Genomic DNA, 18,805 nt, shown 5'->3' with positions numbered 1-18,805 from the left:
AATAGTGCTGCGTATTTTTAAGGTGTATTATTTATGCAACTTAATTATGGAGGCATCATGTCCGGCAAACGTATTGCTCGCGAAAAAATGACGATCCAAAAAATGATCTCGCTGTACGAAAACCAGTGTCCGGAAGCGTCAGATGAGCAGGGGCATTACGATGCGTTGTTTGCCTATGCGCAAAAGCGTCTGGACAAGTGCGTGTTTGGTGAGGAAAAACCGGCCTGCAAGCAGTGCCCGGTACACTGCTATCAGCCAGCCAAACGGGAAGAGATGAAGCAAATTATGCGTTGGGCGGGGCCGAGAATGCTCTGGCGTCACCCGATTCTGACCGTTCGCCATCTGATTGATGACAAGCGTCCTGTCCCGGAATTACCTGAGAAATATCAGCGCAAGAAGTAGATTTTTTATGTCGAATGGCGGCAGTGATATAGGCCCGACAGGCAAAGCGCTATCGGGCAATAAATTACGCTTTGGTGGCAATAAGAATGGCCGAGGCCTTGATCAGCGCGATGACGCGGCTTCCCTGGCTCAGTTTCATCTCTTGCTGACTTTCGTTCGTCACGACCGCGACAATGTCAAAACCGGCATCAGTTTTGATGTGTACGGTGGCGTTAACGGCACCTTCGGTGACCTGTGAAACGCTACCGGCAAATTGGTTACGGGCAGAGAATTTCAGGCCACAGTCTTCAGTCGCCAGCGTAACCCACGGTGCTTTGATCAGCGCAATGGCTTCTTTTCCTTTCGCCAGACCCAGTGCCTGCTGACTGCTATGGGTCACAATCGCGACCAGTTTTGCGCCGCCAGCCAACGTCAGTTCAACTTCATCATTCACTGCGCCAGTTGCAACTGCACTGACTGTACCGGTTAATTGATTACGTGCTGATACCGCCATACTGCCTCCTTTCGTTGAGTTATCACCCAGTATAGCCACAATGGCTAAACCAGCGCATCCTTATCAATCCCTAATCGCTTCATACGCGACAACAGCGTGGTTCGTTTTAGCCCCAGTCGCTGCGCAGCACCTTTAGGACCGGCGACAACGCCATTGGTCTCCTTCAGTACCCGCATAATCAGCTGGTATTCATCTTCGCCATCCTGTGCGACTTCGGTTGCGACCGAAGGGGGGGGCGGTGCCTGCGTGGTGATATCTGGTAGGGATAATTGCAGTACGTTGCCTCGGGTCAGCAGAACGGCGCGTTCCACCACGTTTTCCAGTTCGCGGACGTTACCCGGCCACTCCATGCTGCTCAATGTACGAAGCGCTTCGGCAGGAATACTGTCGATATTGCGTCCCATCCGGCGAGCGATTTTAAAGGTAAAGGCTTTCACCAGCAGTGGGATGTCTTCCGGGCGCTCGCGCAGCGGGGGTAAATGGATCGGGAAAACGTTCAGCCGGTAATACAGATCGTTACGGAATTCCCGATCGGCGACCATCTTTTTCAGATCGCGATTGGTGGCGGCGATCAACCGAACGTCGGTTTGGATCAGCTTGTTGCTGCCCAGGCGTTCAAATTCCTGCTCCTGAAGTACACGTAGTAACTTCGGCTGGAGTTCCAGCGGCATGTCACCGACTTCGTCGAGGAACAGCGAGCTTTTATCCGCCAGTTCGAAACGCCCAATTCGCTGTGTGCTGGCTCCGGTAAAGGCGCCGCGCTCGTGACCAAACAGGTCGCTTTCCAGTAATCCGGCAGGCATTGCTGCGCAGTTCATCTTCACCATCCGGCGGGCATTACGTCCACTCAGATTATGAATCGCTCTGGCGATCAGCTCTTTACCCGTACCTGTCTCACCCAGAATCAATACGGTGCTGTCACTTTGCGCCACCATTTCGACCTGTTTGAGTACGCTGTACATGGCTTCGCTGCGACCGATGATTTCACCGAACTCACTGTCCACATTGTTCAGTTGCTCGGTCAGCGCCAGGTTTTCATCGACCAGACGTTCTTTCAGGCGGTGTATCTCCTGATAGGCAAGCGCGTTATCTACGGCAATGGCGACGCGTTCGGCAATCTGGCGCAGCAGTTTCAGGTTAGCGGTGGTGAAAACTTTTTCTTCACACTGCGCCAGTTTGAGCACGCCAAGCATCGTGTTGCCGGACATCAGCGGCAGCAGGCACAGCGTTTGTAACTGGTTACCCCAGGTTTCGAACAGCATGCGTTCATAAGGTGCCAGGGTATCGCGTTCGCTCAGGTTAATCAGCAGCATCTCTTTGCTGCGGAACACCCGCTCGGAAAGCGTGCCAGCTTCATCCACTTCACTCTGTTCGTGAGCCGGATGATGTTCATCCAGATAGTGGGTGGAGTAGATGCTCAACTTATTTTTACGATCGCTGCGTAACACGATGCTGATGGCATCAATGTCGAAATAGTGGTGGATCTCTTTGGCGACTTCGCTGACCAGCTCGTCAATGTCCAGTCGGGAGAGTACCGCATTGGTGATGGCGACAAGGATGCGAAAATTGTCACGTTCGCGACACAGCAAATCGTAATCGACGTTGTTGCTGACCCTGCTCTGAATTTGTTCCGCAACGACGCCGACTATCTGGGTGAAGGTCTGTAGCCGGTTGTACTCTTTTTCATTCCACGGGCGATCCTCGTTGCGGATAAATTCGCAGCCGCCAAAGATGCGTCCGTCCGCTGCCAGCGGCAGCAAACAGTAGTGACCAAATTCAGAATACAACCCGCCAGAGGCCAGCTGTGGCCAGGTTTCTGAAAACTCATGATAGTTACAGTGCAGCGCATCGGGGCGGGACAGAATACGACGTACCGGACCGTGTGCCAGTACCGTTTCGTCTTCATAGTCGATGGGTTTACCATTTTCACGCGTCGCAAAATAACGCGCACGCTGCGTCTGTGCCTGCCATAACACAATAGCCGCGCAGTCGGCCAGCGCTGAACGCTTGACCAGCTGCGAAAGCGCCTCACTGAGTGACTGAAGATCGGGCTGCTGTAATAATGTACGAGTAATATCGAACAGGCCTTGCTGTCCGAGGTCACTCATCGGTGTATACGACATATTGCTTTTCCAGGGAAAACACCGCAGAACGGTGCGAAAACGGTAAATGAATTATAGGTATAAGTCGTAAAATAGCGCCGGATGAGGCGGGTATTCAAGCCGTCGGCCTGATAAGCAAAACGCCATCAGGCAGTAATACAGTGTTCATGCCGGATAACGACCCAAATGCGGCTTATCCGGCCAGAAACAGATTGCCAACCGGCTGCTAGCATATCCGAGGCAGTGGCTCGGCGTGTGGTAAATCGAGGGTCCGTTTCACGCCGTAAAGTCCGGCAAGACGTACACCTTTACGCTCGACGACTTCACCAATTAGCGCGGCATCGCGTCCTAAAGGATGGGCGTGGAGTGCGGCGAGTACGGCTTCAGCAGCCTGACGTTCAACGGCAATCACCAGCTTGCCTTCGTTGGCAAAGTTGAGTGCGTCCAGACCCAGTAGTTCGCAAACGCCACGCACGGCAGGTTTCACGGGCAGTGCCGCTTCAGACAGCTCAATGCCAAATCCGCAAGAGGCAGCAAATTCATGTGTTACCGCATTTACGCCGCCGCGGGTGGCATCACGCAGCGCTTTCACGCCAGGAATATCGCGTAGCGTCTGGATAAGCGGCGTTAACACGGCACAGTCGCTGACCAGTTCGCCATCAAGCCCAAGCTGTTCGCGCAGGTTGAGAATAGTCGCACCGTGATCGCCAAGCGTACCACTCACCAGCAGCACATCGCCTACGCTCAGGGTTTGCGCTCCCCAGTGGATATTGGCGGGGATCGCGCCCATGCCGGCAGTGTTTATGAACAGTTTGTCCGCGGCGCCGCGCTGCACAACTTTGGTATCGCCGGTGACGATAGCAATACCCGCCTCGCGGGCGGTTGCTGCCATGCTGTTCACGACGGTTTTCAGCGTCTCCATTGGCAGACCCTCTTCGAGGATAAAACCGCAGGAGAGGTAGCGCGGTATCGCGCCGCTGACCGCGACATCGTTAGCCGTACCGCAGATTGCCAGCTTGCCAATGTTGCCGCCGGGGAAGAACAGTGGATCGATAACGTAGCTGTCGGTTGAAAACGCCAGACGATCGCCTTCTGCGACCAGTTGTGCCAGTTCCAGGCGCGCCTGATCTTCCTGTTCTGCCAGCCACGGGTTAGCAAAAGCTTCCATAAACAGACTGTTGATCAACTGCTGCATAGCCTGACCGCCGCTACCGTGGGCGAGTTGTACGCTGTTCATGCTTCACACTCCTGCTGACGATACTGATACCAGGCGGCACATGCGCCTTCGGAGGAGACCATCAGGGCACCAAATGCGGTCTCCGGGTTACAGGTTTTACCAAATAATGGGCACTGATGCGGTTTGCATCGGCCAGTCAGCACCTCTCCGCAACGTGCGCGCGGATCGTCATACACCTGCTGCGGCGCTGGCTGGAAATGTGCTTCGGCATCAAAGCGCTGATAGTCCGGCGTCAGGTGAACGCCGGATGATTCGATCACGCCCAGACCCCGCCATTCGCTGTCACCGTTGACACTGAACACGTCAGCGATAGCCTGCTGTGCTAATGCGTTACCGGCATCCGGTACGACGCGGCGATACTGGTTCTCAACCTGGCTTTGGGCCGCTATTTTCTGCTCAATCAACATCACCACGCCTTGCAGTAGATCAAGCGGCTCGAAGCCGGCGACCACCAGCGGGCGATGGAAATCTGAGGCAATGAAATTATAGGCATCAGTGCCAATAACCATACTGACGTGACCCGGTGCCAAAAAGGCGTCGATACCGTTGTCCGGCTGTTCCAGCAGGCTGCGCAGCGTTGGGATCAAGGTAATGTGTTGGCAGAAAAAGTAAAAATTCTGCACGTTGCGCTGTTTTGCCTGCTGCAGAGTGATAGCGGTTGTCGGCATGGTGGTTTCAAAACCCAGGCCAAAGAACACCACTTTGCGCGTTGGATTTTCTTCGGCCAGCTTCAGCGCATCCATCGGAGAATAGACGATACGGATATCTGCGCCGCGTGCTTTGGCCTGTAGCAGCGAGCCCTGTTTTCCCGGGACGCGCATCGCATCGCCAAAGGTGCAGAAAATCACTTCCGGGTGGCTGGCGATTTCGACACAACTGTCAATTCTGCCCATCGGCAGAACGCACACCGGGCAGCCCGGACCGTGAATAAACTCCACGTTTGCGGGCAGAAGCTGATCGAGACCGAATTTAAAGATAGCGTGGGTATGACCACCGCACACTTCCATAATGCGCAGCGGGCGTTCGGCGGTATAGGAGAGGTGAGTGGCACGCTCGCACAGATGCTCTATCAACTGCATCACCTGTTCTGGTGCGCGATATTCGTCAACAAAACGCATTTATTTTTCCTCGCCATACAGCAACGCGCCGACATCCGGCTCAACGTCAAACATGTTTTGCAGCGCGTCGAGCGTGTCGCGCGCTTCAGCTTCATTAATGATGCTCATGGCGAAACCGACGTGAACCAGTACCCACTGGCCCAGACGTGGCTCACCATTTTCATCACAGCTACCGACCAGTGTCAGATCGACGTCGCGCTGAATACCACAAACATCGACCTTAGCCTGGTTGCCATCAATGGTGCGGATTTGACCCGGAACACCTATGCACATCGCTGATTCTCCAGCCATGACAGCCATTGATCCATCCCTTCACCGCTGGTGGCGGAAATCAGGATGATTTCAATGTCCGGGTTCACTTCCCGGGCGCTGGCGATGCACTTTTCAACATCAAAATTGAGGTAAGGCAGCAGATCCACTTTGTTGAGCAGCATCAGTGATGCAGCAGCAAACATGTGCGGGTACTTCAGCGGCTTATCTTCACCTTCGGTAACAGAGAGCACGGCGACTTTATGACGCTCGCCGAGGTCAAAGCTGGCTGGGCAGACCAGGTTACCAACGTTCTCAATGAACAGAATGCCGTTGTCATCAAGCGGCAGACGTGGCGCAGCATCGGCAATCATTTGCGCATCGAGGTGACAACCTTTACCGGTGTTGACCTGGATTGCGGGTGTGCCAGTGGCGCGAATACGAGCGGCATCGTTAACCGTCTGCTGGTCGCCTTCAATGACGGCACATGGCACGCTGTCTTTCAGCTTCATCAGCGTTTCGGTCAGCAGCGTCGTTTTACCGGAGCCAGGGCTTGAGACGAGGTTCAGTACCAGATGCTGACGGGCAGCAAATCGGGCGCGGTTGCGTTCGGCCAGACGATTGTTTTTGTCCAGTACGTCTATTTCGACTTCCAGCATACGGCGCTGGCTCATACCTGGCGCGTGAGTTCCTGCTTCACCGTGACCGTAGTGCAGATCGCCTTCAGCGGTCTGGCTCGGTGCGAAACTGGAGGTTTTCACACCGGTAATATTCAGTGCCGGGCGAGCCGCCGGGGCAAATGGCGCGCTGCGGAACGCCGAGTGGGGGTTATGTTCATCACCCTCTATATATAGGTTGCCTTCAGCGCAACCACATGTCGTACACATCGCTCACTCCTGATCTTTATCTTGCGGTATATCTGTTGCCGGATGGCGGCTTTGCCTTATCCGGCCTGGCAGGTGTCACCGGAATTAGTCTTCGGCGTTGCCTATTTCAATTCTTCGAATCTGTAAGCCGTCGTCGGCCACAATTCTCAGCATATCGCTATTGCATTGTGGACACCGACGCACGCGCTGCGTCAGTAACGTGACGTATTGCTGACAAGATTCGCACCAACATTCGGCTTCTTGTTCTTCGAGGTGGAGTTTACAACCTTCTGCAAGGGTGCCACGGCATACCAGATCAAAACAAAAGGCGAGAGCGCTGGTTTCTACGCAAGAAAATGCGCCAATTTTGAGCCAGACCCCAGTTACCCGCTTTGCGCCGTGTTGGGTGGCCTGTTGTTCAATCAATTCCAGTGCCCGTTGGCAGAGGGTTATTTCGTGCATATCGCCTCCTAAGATGTTGCCGTTTTAAAAGCAATAAACATGCCAGGTTGAATTTTCACGTTTGTGACAATGTCGACGATGACGAAATGACATGTCGTCATCGCACCATAAACAAATAACCATTTGAAAATAAACAAAATTAATTTTGGCATGAAATGTGCTTAAGGCTGTTCATCTCTGCTAAACGGGTAACCTGACATGACTATTTGGGAAATAAGCGAAAAAGCCGATTACATCGCTGAACGGCATCGTCGCCTACAGGACCAGTGGCGTATCTACTGCAACTCGCTGGTTCAGGGGATCACCCTGTCAAAAGCGCGTTTGCATCATGCGATGAGCTGCGCGCCGGACAAGGATTTGTGCTTTGTCCTTTTTGAACATTTCACTATCTACGTCACGCTGGCGGACGGCTTTAACAGCCACACCATCGAGTACTACGTTGAAACGAAAGATGGTGATGATAAGCAACTGATTGCACAGGCAGAGTTGACTCTCGACGGACAGGTCGATGATCGCATTAGCAACCGCGATCGCGATCAAGTGCTGGAGCACTATCTCGAAAAAATCGCCAGCGTCTACGACAGCCTGTACACCGCAGTTGAAAACAATATGCCGGTGAATTTAAGCCAGCTGGTTGAAGGACATAACCCGGCTTAAGCCTCGGGTGTTGCCCACTTGAGTCATGATGCGGTTTGCTCTGCATCACGACGGTTTAGGGAATGGGCATGTCGAAAAATGTCGAAATGACATTTTCCAGACATGTTTTCGTCAAAAATGACTATCACCTGAGGAATGCCTGGTGAATCGTTTTGTAATTGCTGACTCCACTCTTTGCATTGGCTGCCACACCTGTGAGGCCGCCTGCTCAGAGACACATCGCCAGCATGGCCTGCAGTCAATGCCGCGCCTGAAAGTGATGTTAAATGAAAAAGAATCTGCACCGCAGCTTTGCCACCAGTGTGAAGATGCGCCTTGTGCCACAGTTTGCCCGGTTAATGCGATTAACCGTGTTGACGGCGCCGTACAGCTGAATGAAAGCCTGTGCGTCAGCTGCAAATTGTGCGGGATCGCCTGTCCGTTCGGCGCGATTGAGTTTTCCGGCAGCCGCCCGCTGCACATCCCGGCGAACGCCAATACGCCAAAAGCGCCTCCGGCTCCGCCGGCTCCTGCTCGTGTGAGCACACTGCTGGACTGGGTTCCGGGTGTTCGTGCTATCGCGGTGAAATGCGATCTGTGTAGCTTTGATGAACAAGGCCCGGCCTGCGTGCGTATGTGCCCGACCAAAGCCCTGCATCTGGTGAGCAATATGGACATCGCCCGCGCCAGCAAACGCAAGCGTGAGCTGACGTTCAATACCGATTTCGGCGATCTCACCTTGTTTCAGCAGGCTCAGAGTGGAGATGCAAAATGAGCGCAATTTCACTGATTAACAGCGGCGTGGCCTGGTTTACAGCGGCTGCGATTCTGGCATTTCTGTTTTCATTTCATAAATCGCTGAGCGGCTGGATTGCTGGGGTTGGCGGTGCAGTAGGCAGCCTGTGTACCGCAGCCGCCGGTTTTACCGTTCTGACCAATGCGCTGGCGGTGAGCGGCGTGATGCCGTTTATTGGCCACAGTCTGCAAATGACGCCGCTGAATGCTATCTGGCTGATTACGCTTGGCCTGTGCGGTCTGTTTGTCAGCCTGTACAACATTGACTGGCATCGTCATCCTCAGGTGAAGGCTAACGGCCTGCTGGTGAATCTGCTGATGGCCGCGGCAGTGTGCGCAGTGGTTGCCAGCAACCTCGGTACGCTGGTGGTGATGGCAGAAATCATGGCGCTGTGTGCGGTGTTCCTGACGGGCTGCAGCAAAGAAGGCAAGCTGTGGTTTGCGCTGGGGCGTATCGGTACGCTGATGTTGGCGCTCGCCTGTTATCTGGTGTGGCAACGCTACGGTACCCTGGAGCTGCGTCTGCTTGATCTGCGCACCCAGCAATTGCCGCTCGGCGCTGACATCTGGCTGCTGGGCGTGGCGGGCTTTGGCTTGCTGGCCGGGATTATCCCGCTGCACGGTTGGGTGCCACAGGCACACGCCAACGCCAGCGCGCCGGCTGCGGCATTGTTCTCTACCGTGGTCATGAAGGTCGGTTTACTGGGTATTCTCTCCCTGTCGCTGCTGGGCGGTAACGCGCCGCTGTGGTGGGGCGTTACGCTGCTGGTGTTAGGCATGATCACCGCGTTTGTTGGTGGTTTGTATGCGCTGATGGAACATAACATCCAGCGTCTGCTGGCGTACCACACGCTGGAAAACATCGGCATTATTCTGCTGGGGCTGGGGGCTGGCGTGACCGGGATTTCCCTCAATCAACCGGCGCTGATAGCACTCGGCCTGACCGGCGGTCTGTATCATCTGGTTAACCACAGTTTGTTCAAAAGCGTCTTGTTCCTGGGCGCAGGCAGCATCTGGTTCCGTACCGGTCATCGTGATATCGAAAAACTGGGCGGCATCGGTAAACGCATGCCGGTGATTTCTCTGGCGATGCTGGTTGGGCTGATGGCGATGGCTGCACTGCCGCCGCTGAACGGCTTTGCCGGTGAGTGGGTTATCTATCAATCCTTCTTCAAACTGGGTAACAGCGGTGCATTTATTGGTCGTCTGTTAGGCCCGTTGCTGGCGGTCGGGCTGGCGATTACCGGCGCACTGGCGGTGATGTGTATGGCGAAAGTCTATGGCGTTACCTTCCTTGGCGCTCCGCGTACAAAGGAAGCGGAAAACGCCTGCTGCGCACCCATCCTGATGGGCGTGAGCGTGGTTGCGCTGGCTATCTGCTGTGTGATTGGCGGCGTTGCCGCTCCGTGGCTGCTGCCGCTTCTCTCCTCGGCGGTTCCACTGCCGCTGGAAACGGCGAATACGACGGTTTCTCAGCCGATGATCACACTGCTACTGATCGCGTGTCCGCTGCTGCCGTTCATCATTATGGCTATTTTCAAAGGCAACCGTCTGCCGTCGCGTTCACGTGGTGCGGCATGGGTGTGTGGCTACGATCACGAGCAGTCAATGGTGATCACCGCGCACGGCTTTGCTATGCCGGTGAAAGACGCTTTTGCGCCGGTGCTTAAACTGCGTAAATGGCTTAACCCGGTCTCACTGGTTCCTGGCTGGCAGAATGCGACTGCACCGGTGCTGTTCCGCCGTCTGGCGCTGATTGAGCTGGCGGTGCTGGTGGTGATTGTGGTTTCACGAGGAGCCTGAGAATGAATGTTTTGTATCCGTTAATTCAGGCGCTGGTGCTGTTTGCCGCGGCGCCGCTGCTGTCCGGTATTACCCGCGTGGCGCGTGCGCGTTTGCACAACCGCCGCGGTCCAGGCGTTTTGCAGGAATACCGCGACATTATCAAACTGCTGGGCCGCCAGAGCATTGCGCCTGCTGATTCCAGCTGGGTTTTCCGCCTGACGCCGTTTGTGATGGTTGGCGTGATGCTCACTATCGCCACCGCGTTGCCGGTTGTGACCGTGGGTTCGCCGCTGCCGCAGCTGGGTGATTTGATAACCTTAATCTACCTGTTCGCCATTGCCCGTTTCTTCTTTTCAATCGCGGGGCTGGATACCGGTAGCCCATTCACCGCAATCGGCGCCAGCCGTGAAGCGATGCTTGGCGTACTGGTTGAGCCCATCCTGCTGCTGGGGCTGTGGGTCGCGGCGCAGGTTGCCGGTTCAACCCATATCAGCAACATCGCTGACACCATTTATCACTGGCCTGCGGCTCGCAGTATCCCGCTGATTCTGGCGCTGTGCGCCTGTGCCTTCGCCACCTTTATCGAAATGGGCAAACTGCCGTTCGACCTGGCGGAAGCCGAGCAGGAACTGCAGGAAGGTCCATTGACCGAATACAGCGGCAGCGGTTTTGCGGTGCTCAAGTGGGGCATTAGCCTCAAGCAACTGGTCGTTTTGCAAATGTTCGTCGGCGTATTCCTGCCGTGGGGACAGATGGAAACCTTCACCGCGGGTGGATTGCTGCTGGCGCTGGTGATCGCCATCGTCAAGCTGGTTGTCGGCGTACTGGTGATTGCCCTGTTCGAAAACAGCATGGCGCGTCTGCGTTTTTGCGCCACTTCACGCGTGACCTGGGCCGGTTTTGGGTTTGCGTTTTTAGCGTTCGTCTCCTTGCTGGTGGCGTGATTTAAGAGAGTTTGAGCATGTCTGAAGAAAAAGTAGGTCAACAATACCTTGCGGCACTGCACCAGGCATTCCCTGGCGTTGTACTGGACGAAGCCTGGCAGACCAAAGATCAGCTGACCATCACCGTGAAGGTGAACTATCTGCCAGAAGTGGTGGAGTTCCTTTACTACAAACAGGGCGGCTGGTTGTCCGTACTGTTTGGTAACGACGAACGCCAGTTGTGCGGTCATTACGCCGTTTACTACGTGATGTCGATGGAGCAGGGTACCAAGTGCTGGATAACCGTCCGAGTTGAAGTCGATGCCAATAAACTGGAATTCCCGTCCGTTACGCCGCGCGTACCCGCCGCCGTCTGGGGTGAGCGTGAAGTGCGTGATATGTACGGTTTGATCCCAGTGGGTCTGCCAGATGAACGTCGTCTGGTCCTGCCGGATGACTGGCCGGACGAACTCTATCCGCTGCGTAAAGACAGCATGGATTACCGTCAGCGCCCCGCGCCGACCACCGATGCCGAAACCTACGAGTTCATCAACGAACTGGGTGACAAGAAAAATAACGTGGTGCCGATTGGCCCGCTGCACGTGACCTCCGATGAACCGGGCCACTTCCGTCTGTTTGTTGATGGCGAAAATATCATAGACGCCGACTACCGCCTGTTCTATGTCCACCGTGGCATGGAAAAGCTGGCAGAAACCCGTATGGGTTATAACGAAGTGACGTTCCTGTCGGATCGCGTGTGTGGCATTTGCGGTTTTGCTCACAGCACTGCGTACACCACCTCCGTTGAAAACGCGATGGGGATTGTGGTGCCGGAACGTGCACAAATGATCCGCGCCATTCTGCTGGAAGTGGAACGTCTGCACTCGCACCTGCTGAACCTCGGTCTTGCCTGTCACTTTACCGGTTTCGATTCGGGCTTTATGCAGTTCTTCCGCGTGCGTGAAACGTCCATGAAAATGGCGGAGATCCTCACCGGGGCGCGTAAAACCTACGGTCTGAACCTGATCGGCGGCATCCGTCGTGACCTGCTGAAAGAGGATATGATCCAGACCCGTCAACTGGCACAGCAAATGCGTCGTGATGTTCAGGAGCTGGTCGACATGCTGCTCAGCACGCCGAACATGGAACAGCGTACTGTTGGCATTGGTCGTCTGGACCCGGAAATTGCCCGTGACTTCAGTAACGTTGGTCCAATGGTTCGCGCCAGCGGCCATGCCCGTGACACCCGCGCCGATCACCCGTTTGTCGGCTACGGTCTGCTGCCGATGGAAGTGCACAGTGAACAAGGCTGTGACGTGATTTCGCGCCTGAAAGTGCGTATCAATGAAGTTTACACCGCGCTGAACATGATCGACTTCGGCCTCGATAACTTACCTGGCGGCCCGCTGGCGGTGGAAGGCTTCACTTATATTCCACACCGTTTCGCACTGGGCTTTGCCGAAGCACCGCGTGGCGATGACATCCACTGGAGCATGACCGGCGACAACCAGAAACTGTACCGCTGGCGCTGCCGTGCAGCCACCTATGCGAACTGGCCGACGCTGCGTTACATGCTGCGCGGTAACACCGTTTCCGATGCTCCGCTGATTATCGGTAGCCTCGATCCTTGCTACTCCTGTACTGACCGCATGACCGTGGTCGATGTGCGTAAGAAGAAAAGCAAAGTCGTGCCGTACAAAGAACTTGAGCGCTACAGCATCGAGCGTAAAAACTCGCCGCTGAAATAAGGAATCGCCATGTTTACCTTTATCAAAAAAGTCATCAAAACCGGGGCGCCGACGTCGTCGTATCCACTGGAGCCGATTGCGGTCGATAAAAACTTCCGTGGTAAGCCGGAACACAATCCACAGCAATGCATTGGCTGCGCAGCTTGCGTTAATGCCTGCCCGTCCAATGCGCTGACGGTCGAAACCGATCTGGTCACCCATGAGCTGGCGTGGCAGTTCAATCTCGGACGCTGCATTTTCTGTGCCCGCTGTGAAGAAGTTTGCCCGACGGCGGCAATCAAGCTGTCGCAGGAGTATGAGCTGGCAGTGTGGAAGAAAGAGGATTTCCTGCAGCAGTCTCGCTTTGCGCTGTGCAATTGTCGCGTATGTAACCGTCCATTTGCGGTGCAAAAAGAGATCGATTACGCCATTGCGCTGCTGAAGCACAACGGTGACACCCGTGCGGAAAACCACCGTGAAAGCTTTGAGACCTGCCCGGACTGTAAGCGCCAGAAATGTCTGGTGCCGTCTGACCGTATTGAACTGACTCGCCATATGAAAGAGGCCAGCTGATGAGCAATTTATTAGGCCCACGTGATGCCAACGGTATTCCGGTACCGATGACGGTGGATGAATCCATTGCCAGCATGAAAGCGTCATTGCTGAAAAGCATCAAGCGTTCAGCATACGTTTACCGCGTCGACTGCGGTGGCTGCAACGGTTGTGAAATCGAAATCTTTGCGACGCTTTCCCCACTGTTTGATGCTGAACGTTTCGGTATCAAAGTCGTCCCATCACCGCGTCATGCGGATATTCTGTTGTTCACTGGCGCGGTAACCCGTGCGATGCGTTCTCCGGCACTGCGTGCCTGGCAGTCTGCCCCGGACCCGAAGATTTGCATCTCCTACGGAGCCTGCGGTAACAGCGGTGGTATTTTCCACGACCTATACTGCGTATGGGGCGGTACCGACAAAATCGTACCGGTGGATGTGTATATTCCGGGCTGTCCTCCGACGCCTGCGGCAACACTGTATGGTTTTGCGATGGCGCTTGGCCTGCTGGAGCAGAAAATCCACGCGCGTGCGCCAGGTGAACTGGATGCACAGCCCGCTGAAATTCTGCACCCGGATATGGTTCAGCCGCTGCGCGTGAAGGTGGATCGCGAAGCGCGCCGTCTGGCGGGCTATCGCTATGGCCGCCAGATTGCAGATGATTATATGCTGCAGTTAGGTCAGGGTGAGCAGCAGGTGGCGCGCTGGCTGGAAGCGGAAAACGACCCGCGTCTGACCGAGATCGTCACGCACCTTAATCATGTCGTAGAAGAGGCGCGTATCCGATGAGTGAAACGGTGGTGTTCAGTCAACTGAGCCGTAAGTTTATTGATGAGAACGATGCAACGCCCGCTGAGGCGCAGCAGGTTGTCTATTACAGCCTGGCGATTGGTCACCACCTGGGGGTCATCGATTGCCTGGAGGCGGCGTTAACCTGTCCATGGGATGAGTATCTGGCGTGGATTGCCACACTTGCCGAAGGCAGCGAAGCCCGACGTAAAATGGAAGGTGTGCCGAAGTATGGCGAGATCGTCATCGATTTTAACCATGTGCAAATGCTGGCGCGCGCGTTTGACGATGCACGCGCCGTGCAGACGCCGCAGCAACAGGAATGGAGCAAACTGATGCTGAGTATGCTTCATGACATTCACCAGGAAAGCGCTATCTATCTGATGGTGAGGAGACACCGTGACTGACGTTTTATTATGTGTGGGTAACAGCATGATGGGCGATGACGGCGCGGGTCCGCTGTTGGCTGAAATGTGTGCTGAAAATCCTCAGGGCAACTGGGTTGTCATTGATGGCGGCAGCGCGCCGGAGAACGATATCGTCGCGATCCGTGAACTGCGCCCTGAGCGTCTGTTGATTGTGGATGCCACCGATATGGGGTTAAACCCCGGCGAAATCCGTATCATCGATCCTGGTGATATTGCCGAGATGTTCATGATGACCACGCACAACATGCCACTGAACTACCTGGTCGATCAGCTGAGAGACGATGTTGGTGAGGTTATTTTCCTCGGTATTCAGCCGGATATCGTCGGCTTTTACTACCCTATGACACAGCCAATCAAAGAGGCGGTTGAAACCGTGTATCAGCGATTAGCTGGGTGGGAAGGCCACGGTGGATTCTCTGAGTTAGAAGCCCCGGAAGAATAAACTGTACCTGTGCCGGATGCGTTGTGCGTCCGGCCTGTTTTGCTCCTCATACCCTCTGCTATTCCGTCGCATGCTCAATAATTAATCTTCCCTGCATCACTGACACCTTCACTGCCGTACCGGTAGGGAACCCGGCCTGTTCCAGCCAGTCGCCATTCAGCGTCAACGAGGCGTGTCGGCTGATACGTAGCGTGAAACCTGTCTTACGATCTTCATGGCGTTTTCTGACATACCCCACGGTTAAACGGCGTACGGGCTTGGTGATTTCCACGGTTGTTTTGCCATTTTTATCCGACATAAACGCGTCCTTGTGCTGAATGGTTAAGACGAAAACTACTGAATAAAATGCCAGTAAAAAAGCATGAGGGCAAACCTGAAACTGGAAGGGGGATTCCACATTGAGAATGCAATTCATGAAATGAAAAATGAGCGGAGTTGCCGGAAGGGAGAAACCTCCCGGTCGGGCCTGTACATCAATGAAAAACAGGTTTCGCGGTCTTTTTTCAGTGCGGTTCACACATCTTCAGGTTTGCACGAATACGGGTAGAAATTTCCCGCCCGCCAGCCTGCAGCCAACCTGGTTTTGCGGGTTGATTTCATGGGCGATTTGCGTCGCGATTGCTCCGTCAGTTTCACGTTGACTGCTGTCATTAGTCATCGTCACTAGTGACGATGACACCCCTTGCCGCGCCAGAATAAAATAAAAAATCTTAAATAACAGTTAATTAAATTCTGGCACGATTTGTGTATGTTTCGGCAGATAATCTGTCATTGCTGGAGAATTTGATGAACCGTTTCATCATTGCAGACGCCAATAAATGCATTGGTTGCCGTACCTGTGAAGTGGCCTGCGTGGTATCCCATCAGGATAACCAGGACTGCGCATCGCTGACCCCTGAAACCTTTTTACCCCGCATTCACGTGATCAAAGGTGTGAATGTCTCCACGGCGACGCTGTGTCGTCAGTGTGAAGATGCACCGTGCGCTAACGTCTGTCCGAATGGTGCAATCAGCCGTGATAAAGGCTTTGTCCACGTGATGCAGGAACGCTGCATTGGTTGCAAAACCTGCGTTGTGGCTTGCCCTTACGGTGCGATGGAAGTGGTTGTACGTCCGGTTGTGCGTAACAGCGGTGCGGGTCTGAATGTCCGTGCAGAAAAAGCCGAAGCCAATAAATGCGACCTGTGCCACCACCGCGAAGCGGGACCTGCCTGTATGGAAGTCTGCCCGACGCACGCCCTGATTTATGTCGATCGCAATAAACTCGAGCAACTGAGCGCCGAAAAACGTCGCCGCGCCGCGCTGGACTCTACCGCATCTTTGCTGTTCTGATCGTTACAAATCCGCGTAAAATACGGTAGTACTTATGCCGGATGGCGGCTTCGCCTTATCCGGCCTACTGTTCGCATCTACGTAGGCCAGATTAGCGTAGCGCCATCAGGTAAACCGGGATAGATGACTGCGGAAACGACTTAATGACAATAAACCACCACTCCGGCGTACAGCTACGTATTCGCGGCAAGGTTCAGGGCGTCGGATTTCGCCCCTTTGTCTGGCAACTGGCGCAGCGCCTGCAGCTACACGGCGACGTGTGTAACGACGGTGATGGCGTGGTTGTGCGATTGCTGGAAGAACCCGCGGCGTTTATTACCCAGTTGCATCAGCACTGCCCGCCGCTGGCACGTATCGATAGCGTCGAGAGCGAACCGTTTGTCTGGACGCAGCAGCCTGCCGATTTCTCGATTCGCCAAAGCGCGGGCGGAACGATGAATACGCAAATTGTCCCCGATGCCGCGACCTGCCCTGAATGCCTTGTTGAAATGAACACCCCCGGCGAACGTCGTTATCGCTATCCCTTTATCAATTGTACCCACTGTGGCCCACGCTTTACGATTATCCGCGCGATGCCGTATGACCGTCCGTTGACTGTCATGGCGTCTTTCCCGCTCTGCCCGCAGTGCGACAAAGAGTATCGCGATCCGTATGACCGTCGCTTCCATGCCCAGCCCGTTGCTTGCCCGGCATGCGGCCCGCATCTGGAATGGATCAGTACTGACGTACGTGCTGAAAAAGAAGACGCACTGCAGGCGGCGGTGTCACAGCTGAAAGCGGGCGGTATTGTGGCCGTGAAAGGCATTGGCGGATTTCATCTGGTCTGCGATGCCCGTAATGATAATGCCGTGGCCCGACTCAGGCAGCGTAAACACCGTCCGGCTAAGCCTCTGGCGGTGATGTTGCCTGATAGTAACGGATTGCCAGAGGCCGCTCGTCGTCTGTTGACAACGCCCGCCGCGCCGATCGTGTTGGTGAATAAACACGATGTGGTTTCGCTCAGTGAGGGAATTGCGCCAGGGCTGACGGAAGTTGGCGTCATGCTGCCAGCGAATCCGTTACAGCACTTGCTCTTACAGGAGATGAATGGCCCACTGGTGATGACCTCCGGCAACCTCAGCGGCAGGCCACCGGCCATTACCAATGCGCAGGCGCTGGATGATTTGTGTGAGATTGCCGATGGATTCCTGCTACACAACCGTGAAATTGTGCAGCGTATGGATGACTCTGTGGTGCGGGAAAGTGGGGAAATGCTGCGCCGCTCCCGGGGCTACGTGCCGGATGCGGTTGCGCTACCGCCGGGTTTTCGCGATGTGCTGCCGATGTTGTGTTTAGGCGCAGATTTAAAAAATACTTTCTGCCTGGTGCGTGGTGAGCAGGCGGTTATCAGCCAGCATTTGGGCGATCTTAGCGATGATGGTATTCAACATCAGTGGCGTGACGCGTTGCGCCTGATCCAGAATATTTATGACTTTACGCCGCAGCGTATCGTCCATGATGCGCACCCTGGTTATGTTTCCAGCCAGTGGGCCAGCGAGATGAATCTGCCGACTGAAACGGTGCTGCATCATCATGCACATGCTGCTGCGTGCCTGGCCGAGCACGGCTGGCCGCTGAATGGTGGGGATGTGATTGCCCTGACGCTGGACGGCATCGGCATGGGCGAAAATGGCGCACTGTGGGGCGGCGAGTGTTTGCGGGTCAATTATCGTGAATGCGAACACCTCGGTGGCTTACCTGCCGTGGCGTTGGTCGGCGGCGATCTGGCGGCAAAACAGCCGTGGCGCAATCTGCTGGCGCAGTGCCTGCGTTTTGTTCCTGACTGGCAGCGTTACCCGGAAACAGCAATGTTGCAACAGCAAAACTGGAATGTACTGGCACGCGCCATCGAGCGGGGGATCAATGCTCCGCTGGCATCGTCGTGCGGGCGCTTGTTTGATGCGGTTGCTGCCGCGCTGCTTTGCGCGCCGCAATCACTGAGCTACGAGGGGGAAGCGGCCTGTGCGCTGGAGGCGCTGGCTTCACAGTGCGCGGGTGTTGAACACCCGGTGACGATACCGCTTAACAATAACCAACTGGATTTAGCGGTTTTCTGGCAGCAGTGGCTGAACTGGCAGGTAACGGGCCCTGAACGCGCATGGGCGTTTCACGACGCGCTGGCGCGAGGTTTTGCCACCCTGATGCGCGAACACGCATCCACGCGCGGGATCAAGACGCTGGTGTTCAGCGGCGGCGTGATGCACAACCGCTTGCTGTCAGCCCGGCTGGCGTTTTATCTGCATGATTTTACCTTACTGTTCCCGCAGCGTTTACCGGCAGGAGATGGTGGATTGTCGCTGGGGCAGGGCGTGATCGCCGCGGCGCGGGCGCAAAAATAAAAAAAGCCCCGGGACTGGCGGGGCAAGAAAAGCAAGTCGGGGCATACCGACAAATGGCAACGCACATCCGTGTGCGTGAGGTTAATAAAT

At 55.1% G+C, this 18,805-nt stretch carries 20 protein-coding genes and 1 pseudogene; 12 read left to right on the top strand and 9 right to left on the bottom strand.

Annotation, left to right across the window (positions count from 1 at the left end):
* Positions 1-57: 57 nt before the first annotated feature.
* Positions 58-402, top strand: coding sequence for a nitrous oxide-stimulated promoter family protein (locus tag ACLJXE_RS22740; RefSeq protein WP_286629738.1), 345 nt, complete (start codon positions 58-60; stop codon positions 400-402).
* A 64-nt stretch (positions 403-466) separates the two neighbouring features.
* Here the strand turns inward: ACLJXE_RS22740 and ACLJXE_RS22735 are convergent, their stop codons facing one another.
* The 7 genes from ACLJXE_RS22735 to hypA all read right to left on the bottom strand — a co-directional run bounded on the left by ACLJXE_RS22735 (position 467) and on the right by hypA (position 6,929).
* Positions 467-895: a molybdopterin-binding protein gene (locus ACLJXE_RS22735; protein ID WP_003037421.1), complete on the bottom strand. Its 429-nt coding sequence runs from the start codon at positions 893-895 to the stop codon at positions 467-469.
* A gap of 44 nt (positions 896-939) precedes the next feature.
* Complete coding sequence (flhA, locus tag ACLJXE_RS22730; protein WP_410752097.1) at positions 940-3,018, bottom strand: formate hydrogenlyase transcriptional activator FlhA; 2,079 nt, start codon at positions 3,016-3,018, stop codon at positions 940-942.
* Between the two features lie 205 nt (positions 3,019-3,223).
* Positions 3,224-4,234, bottom strand: coding sequence for a hydrogenase maturation carbamoyl dehydratase HypE (hypE, locus tag ACLJXE_RS22725; protein ID WP_286629692.1), 1,011 nt, complete (start codon positions 4,232-4,234; stop codon positions 3,224-3,226).
* Positions 4,231-5,352: a hydrogenase formation protein HypD gene (hypD, locus tag ACLJXE_RS22720; protein WP_286629693.1), complete on the bottom strand. Its 1,122-nt coding sequence runs from the start codon at positions 5,350-5,352 to the stop codon at positions 4,231-4,233. Before hypD ends, hypE begins: the two co-directional genes overlap by 4 nt.
* Positions 5,353-5,625 carry a hydrogenase 3 maturation protein HypC gene (gene hypC, locus ACLJXE_RS22715; RefSeq protein ID WP_006687161.1) on the bottom strand — a complete coding sequence of 91 codons (273 nt, stop codon included), beginning with the start codon at positions 5,623-5,625 and terminating at the stop codon, positions 5,353-5,355.
* Complete coding sequence (gene hypB, locus ACLJXE_RS22710) at positions 5,616-6,488, bottom strand: hydrogenase nickel incorporation protein HypB (protein ID WP_124020831.1); 873 nt, start codon at positions 6,486-6,488, stop codon at positions 5,616-5,618. The genes hypC and hypB overlap by 10 nt, the downstream gene beginning before the upstream one ends.
* A gap of 84 nt (positions 6,489-6,572) precedes the next feature.
* Positions 6,573-6,929, bottom strand: a complete 357-nt coding sequence (gene hypA, locus ACLJXE_RS22705; protein WP_286629694.1) for a hydrogenase maturation nickel metallochaperone HypA — start codon at positions 6,927-6,929, stop codon at positions 6,573-6,575.
* A 198-nt stretch (positions 6,930-7,127) separates the two neighbouring features.
* On the opposite strand from hypA, the gene hycA reads away from it, so the two are divergent.
* The 9 genes from hycA (at position 7,128) to hycI (ending at position 15,005) form a co-directional block, all read left to right on the top strand.
* Entirely contained in the window at positions 7,128-7,586 is a 459-nt protein-coding gene (gene hycA, locus ACLJXE_RS22700; RefSeq protein WP_410752096.1) for a formate hydrogenlyase regulator HycA, read from the top strand.
* A gap of 142 nt (positions 7,587-7,728) precedes the next feature.
* Complete coding sequence (gene hycB / locus ACLJXE_RS22695; RefSeq protein ID WP_005130602.1) at positions 7,729-8,340, top strand: formate hydrogenlyase subunit HycB; 612 nt, start codon at positions 7,729-7,731, stop codon at positions 8,338-8,340.
* A complete protein-coding gene (gene hycC / locus ACLJXE_RS22690; RefSeq protein ID WP_410752095.1) occupies positions 8,337-10,163 on the top strand; it encodes a formate hydrogenlyase subunit 3 in 1,827 nt (608 codons plus the stop codon). Before hycB ends, hycC begins: the two co-directional genes overlap by 4 nt.
* 2 nt (positions 10,164-10,165) lie before the next feature.
* The gene (locus ACLJXE_RS22685; protein ID WP_410752094.1) at positions 10,166-11,089 is read left to right on the top strand and encodes a respiratory chain complex I subunit 1 family protein; all 924 of its coding nucleotides are present in this window, start codon (positions 10,166-10,168) and stop codon (positions 11,087-11,089) included.
* A gap of 17 nt (positions 11,090-11,106) precedes the next feature.
* On the top strand, positions 11,107-12,816 hold the full coding sequence (gene hycE / locus ACLJXE_RS22680; protein ID WP_410752093.1) for a formate hydrogenlyase subunit HycE: 1,710 nt from the start codon (positions 11,107-11,109) through the stop codon (positions 12,814-12,816).
* 9 nt (positions 12,817-12,825) lie between these two features.
* Entirely contained in the window at positions 12,826-13,368 is a 543-nt protein-coding gene (gene hycF / locus ACLJXE_RS22675; RefSeq protein ID WP_286629699.1) for a formate hydrogenlyase subunit HycF, read from the top strand.
* Positions 13,368-14,135 (top strand): formate hydrogenlyase subunit HycG, encoded by a 768-nt coding sequence (gene hycG, locus ACLJXE_RS22670; protein ID WP_202037930.1) that lies wholly within the window; start codon positions 13,368-13,370, stop codon positions 14,133-14,135. Before hycF ends, hycG begins: the two co-directional genes overlap by 1 nt.
* Entirely contained in the window at positions 14,132-14,542 is a 411-nt protein-coding gene (locus ACLJXE_RS22665; protein WP_069324564.1) for a formate hydrogenlyase maturation HycH family protein, read from the top strand. Before hycG ends, ACLJXE_RS22665 begins: the two co-directional genes overlap by 4 nt.
* Positions 14,535-15,005: a hydrogenase maturation peptidase HycI gene (hycI, locus tag ACLJXE_RS22660; protein WP_410752092.1), complete on the top strand. Its 471-nt coding sequence runs from the start codon at positions 14,535-14,537 to the stop codon at positions 15,003-15,005. The genes ACLJXE_RS22665 and hycI overlap by 8 nt, the downstream gene beginning before the upstream one ends.
* A gap of 58 nt (positions 15,006-15,063) precedes the next feature.
* Here the strand turns inward: hycI and ACLJXE_RS22655 are convergent, their stop codons facing one another.
* Together ACLJXE_RS22655 and ACLJXE_RS22650 are read right to left on the bottom strand one after the other, a co-directional pair.
* Positions 15,064-15,303 carry a SymE family type I addiction module toxin gene (locus ACLJXE_RS22655; RefSeq protein WP_410752124.1) on the bottom strand — a complete coding sequence of 80 codons (240 nt, stop codon included), beginning with the start codon at positions 15,301-15,303 and terminating at the stop codon, positions 15,064-15,066.
* Between the two features lie 162 nt (positions 15,304-15,465).
* Positions 15,466-15,627, bottom strand: a pseudogene (locus tag ACLJXE_RS22650) (6-phospho-beta-glucosidase); the annotation flags it as partial.
* A gap of 164 nt (positions 15,628-15,791) precedes the next feature.
* Between ACLJXE_RS22650 and hydN the strand changes: the two are divergent.
* Entirely contained in the window at positions 15,792-16,337 is a 546-nt protein-coding gene (gene hydN / locus ACLJXE_RS22645) for an electron transport protein HydN (protein WP_003037366.1), read from the top strand.
* A gap of 143 nt (positions 16,338-16,480) precedes the next feature.
* Positions 16,481-18,715 (top strand): carbamoyltransferase HypF, encoded by a 2,235-nt coding sequence (gene hypF, locus ACLJXE_RS22640; RefSeq protein WP_410752091.1) that lies wholly within the window; start codon positions 16,481-16,483, stop codon positions 18,713-18,715.
* Positions 18,716-18,805 lie beyond the last annotated feature (90 nt).

Source organism: Citrobacter sp. U14242, assembly GCF_046555775.1.
In the GTDB taxonomy this organism is placed as follows: domain Bacteria; phylum Pseudomonadota; class Gammaproteobacteria; order Enterobacterales; family Enterobacteriaceae; genus Citrobacter.
The sequence above is the reverse complement of the archived record's forward strand: the minus strand, read 5'-3'. Positions and strand labels throughout refer to the sequence as shown.

Coding starts and splice junctions, on each gene's coding strand:
- ACLJXE_RS22740 (WP_286629738.1), top strand. CDS start 58: ATGTCCGGCAAACGTATTGCTCGCGAAAAAATGACGATCCAAAAAATG.
- ACLJXE_RS22735 (WP_003037421.1), bottom strand. CDS start 895: ATGGCGGTATCAGCACGTAATCAATTAACCGGTACAGTCAGTGCAGTT.
- flhA (WP_410752097.1), bottom strand. CDS start 3,018: ATGTCGTATACACCGATGAGTGACCTCGGACAGCAAGGCCTGTTCGAT.
- hypE (WP_286629692.1), bottom strand. CDS start 4,234: ATGAACAGCGTACAACTCGCCCACGGTAGCGGCGGTCAGGCTATGCAG.
- hypD (WP_286629693.1), bottom strand. CDS start 5,352: ATGCGTTTTGTTGACGAATATCGCGCACCAGAACAGGTGATGCAGTTG.
- hypC (WP_006687161.1), bottom strand. CDS start 5,625: ATGTGCATAGGTGTTCCGGGTCAAATCCGCACCATTGATGGCAACCAG.
- hypB (WP_124020831.1), bottom strand. CDS start 6,488: ATGTGTACGACATGTGGTTGCGCTGAAGGCAACCTATATATAGAGGGT.
- hypA (WP_286629694.1), bottom strand. CDS start 6,929: ATGCACGAAATAACCCTCTGCCAACGGGCACTGGAATTGATTGAACAA.
- hycA (WP_410752096.1), top strand. CDS start 7,128: ATGACTATTTGGGAAATAAGCGAAAAAGCCGATTACATCGCTGAACGG.
- hycC (WP_410752095.1), top strand. CDS start 8,337: ATGAGCGCAATTTCACTGATTAACAGCGGCGTGGCCTGGTTTACAGCG.
- ACLJXE_RS22685 (WP_410752094.1), top strand. CDS start 10,166: ATGAATGTTTTGTATCCGTTAATTCAGGCGCTGGTGCTGTTTGCCGCG.
- hycE (WP_410752093.1), top strand. CDS start 11,107: ATGTCTGAAGAAAAAGTAGGTCAACAATACCTTGCGGCACTGCACCAG.
- hycF (WP_286629699.1), top strand. CDS start 12,826: ATGTTTACCTTTATCAAAAAAGTCATCAAAACCGGGGCGCCGACGTCG.
- hycG (WP_202037930.1), top strand. CDS start 13,368: ATGAGCAATTTATTAGGCCCACGTGATGCCAACGGTATTCCGGTACCG.
- ACLJXE_RS22665 (WP_069324564.1), top strand. CDS start 14,132: ATGAGTGAAACGGTGGTGTTCAGTCAACTGAGCCGTAAGTTTATTGAT.
- ACLJXE_RS22655 (WP_410752124.1), bottom strand. CDS start 15,303: ATGTCGGATAAAAATGGCAAAACAACCGTGGAAATCACCAAGCCCGTA.
- hydN (WP_003037366.1), top strand. CDS start 15,792: ATGAACCGTTTCATCATTGCAGACGCCAATAAATGCATTGGTTGCCGT.
- hypF (WP_410752091.1), top strand. CDS start 16,481: ATGACAATAAACCACCACTCCGGCGTACAGCTACGTATTCGCGGCAAG.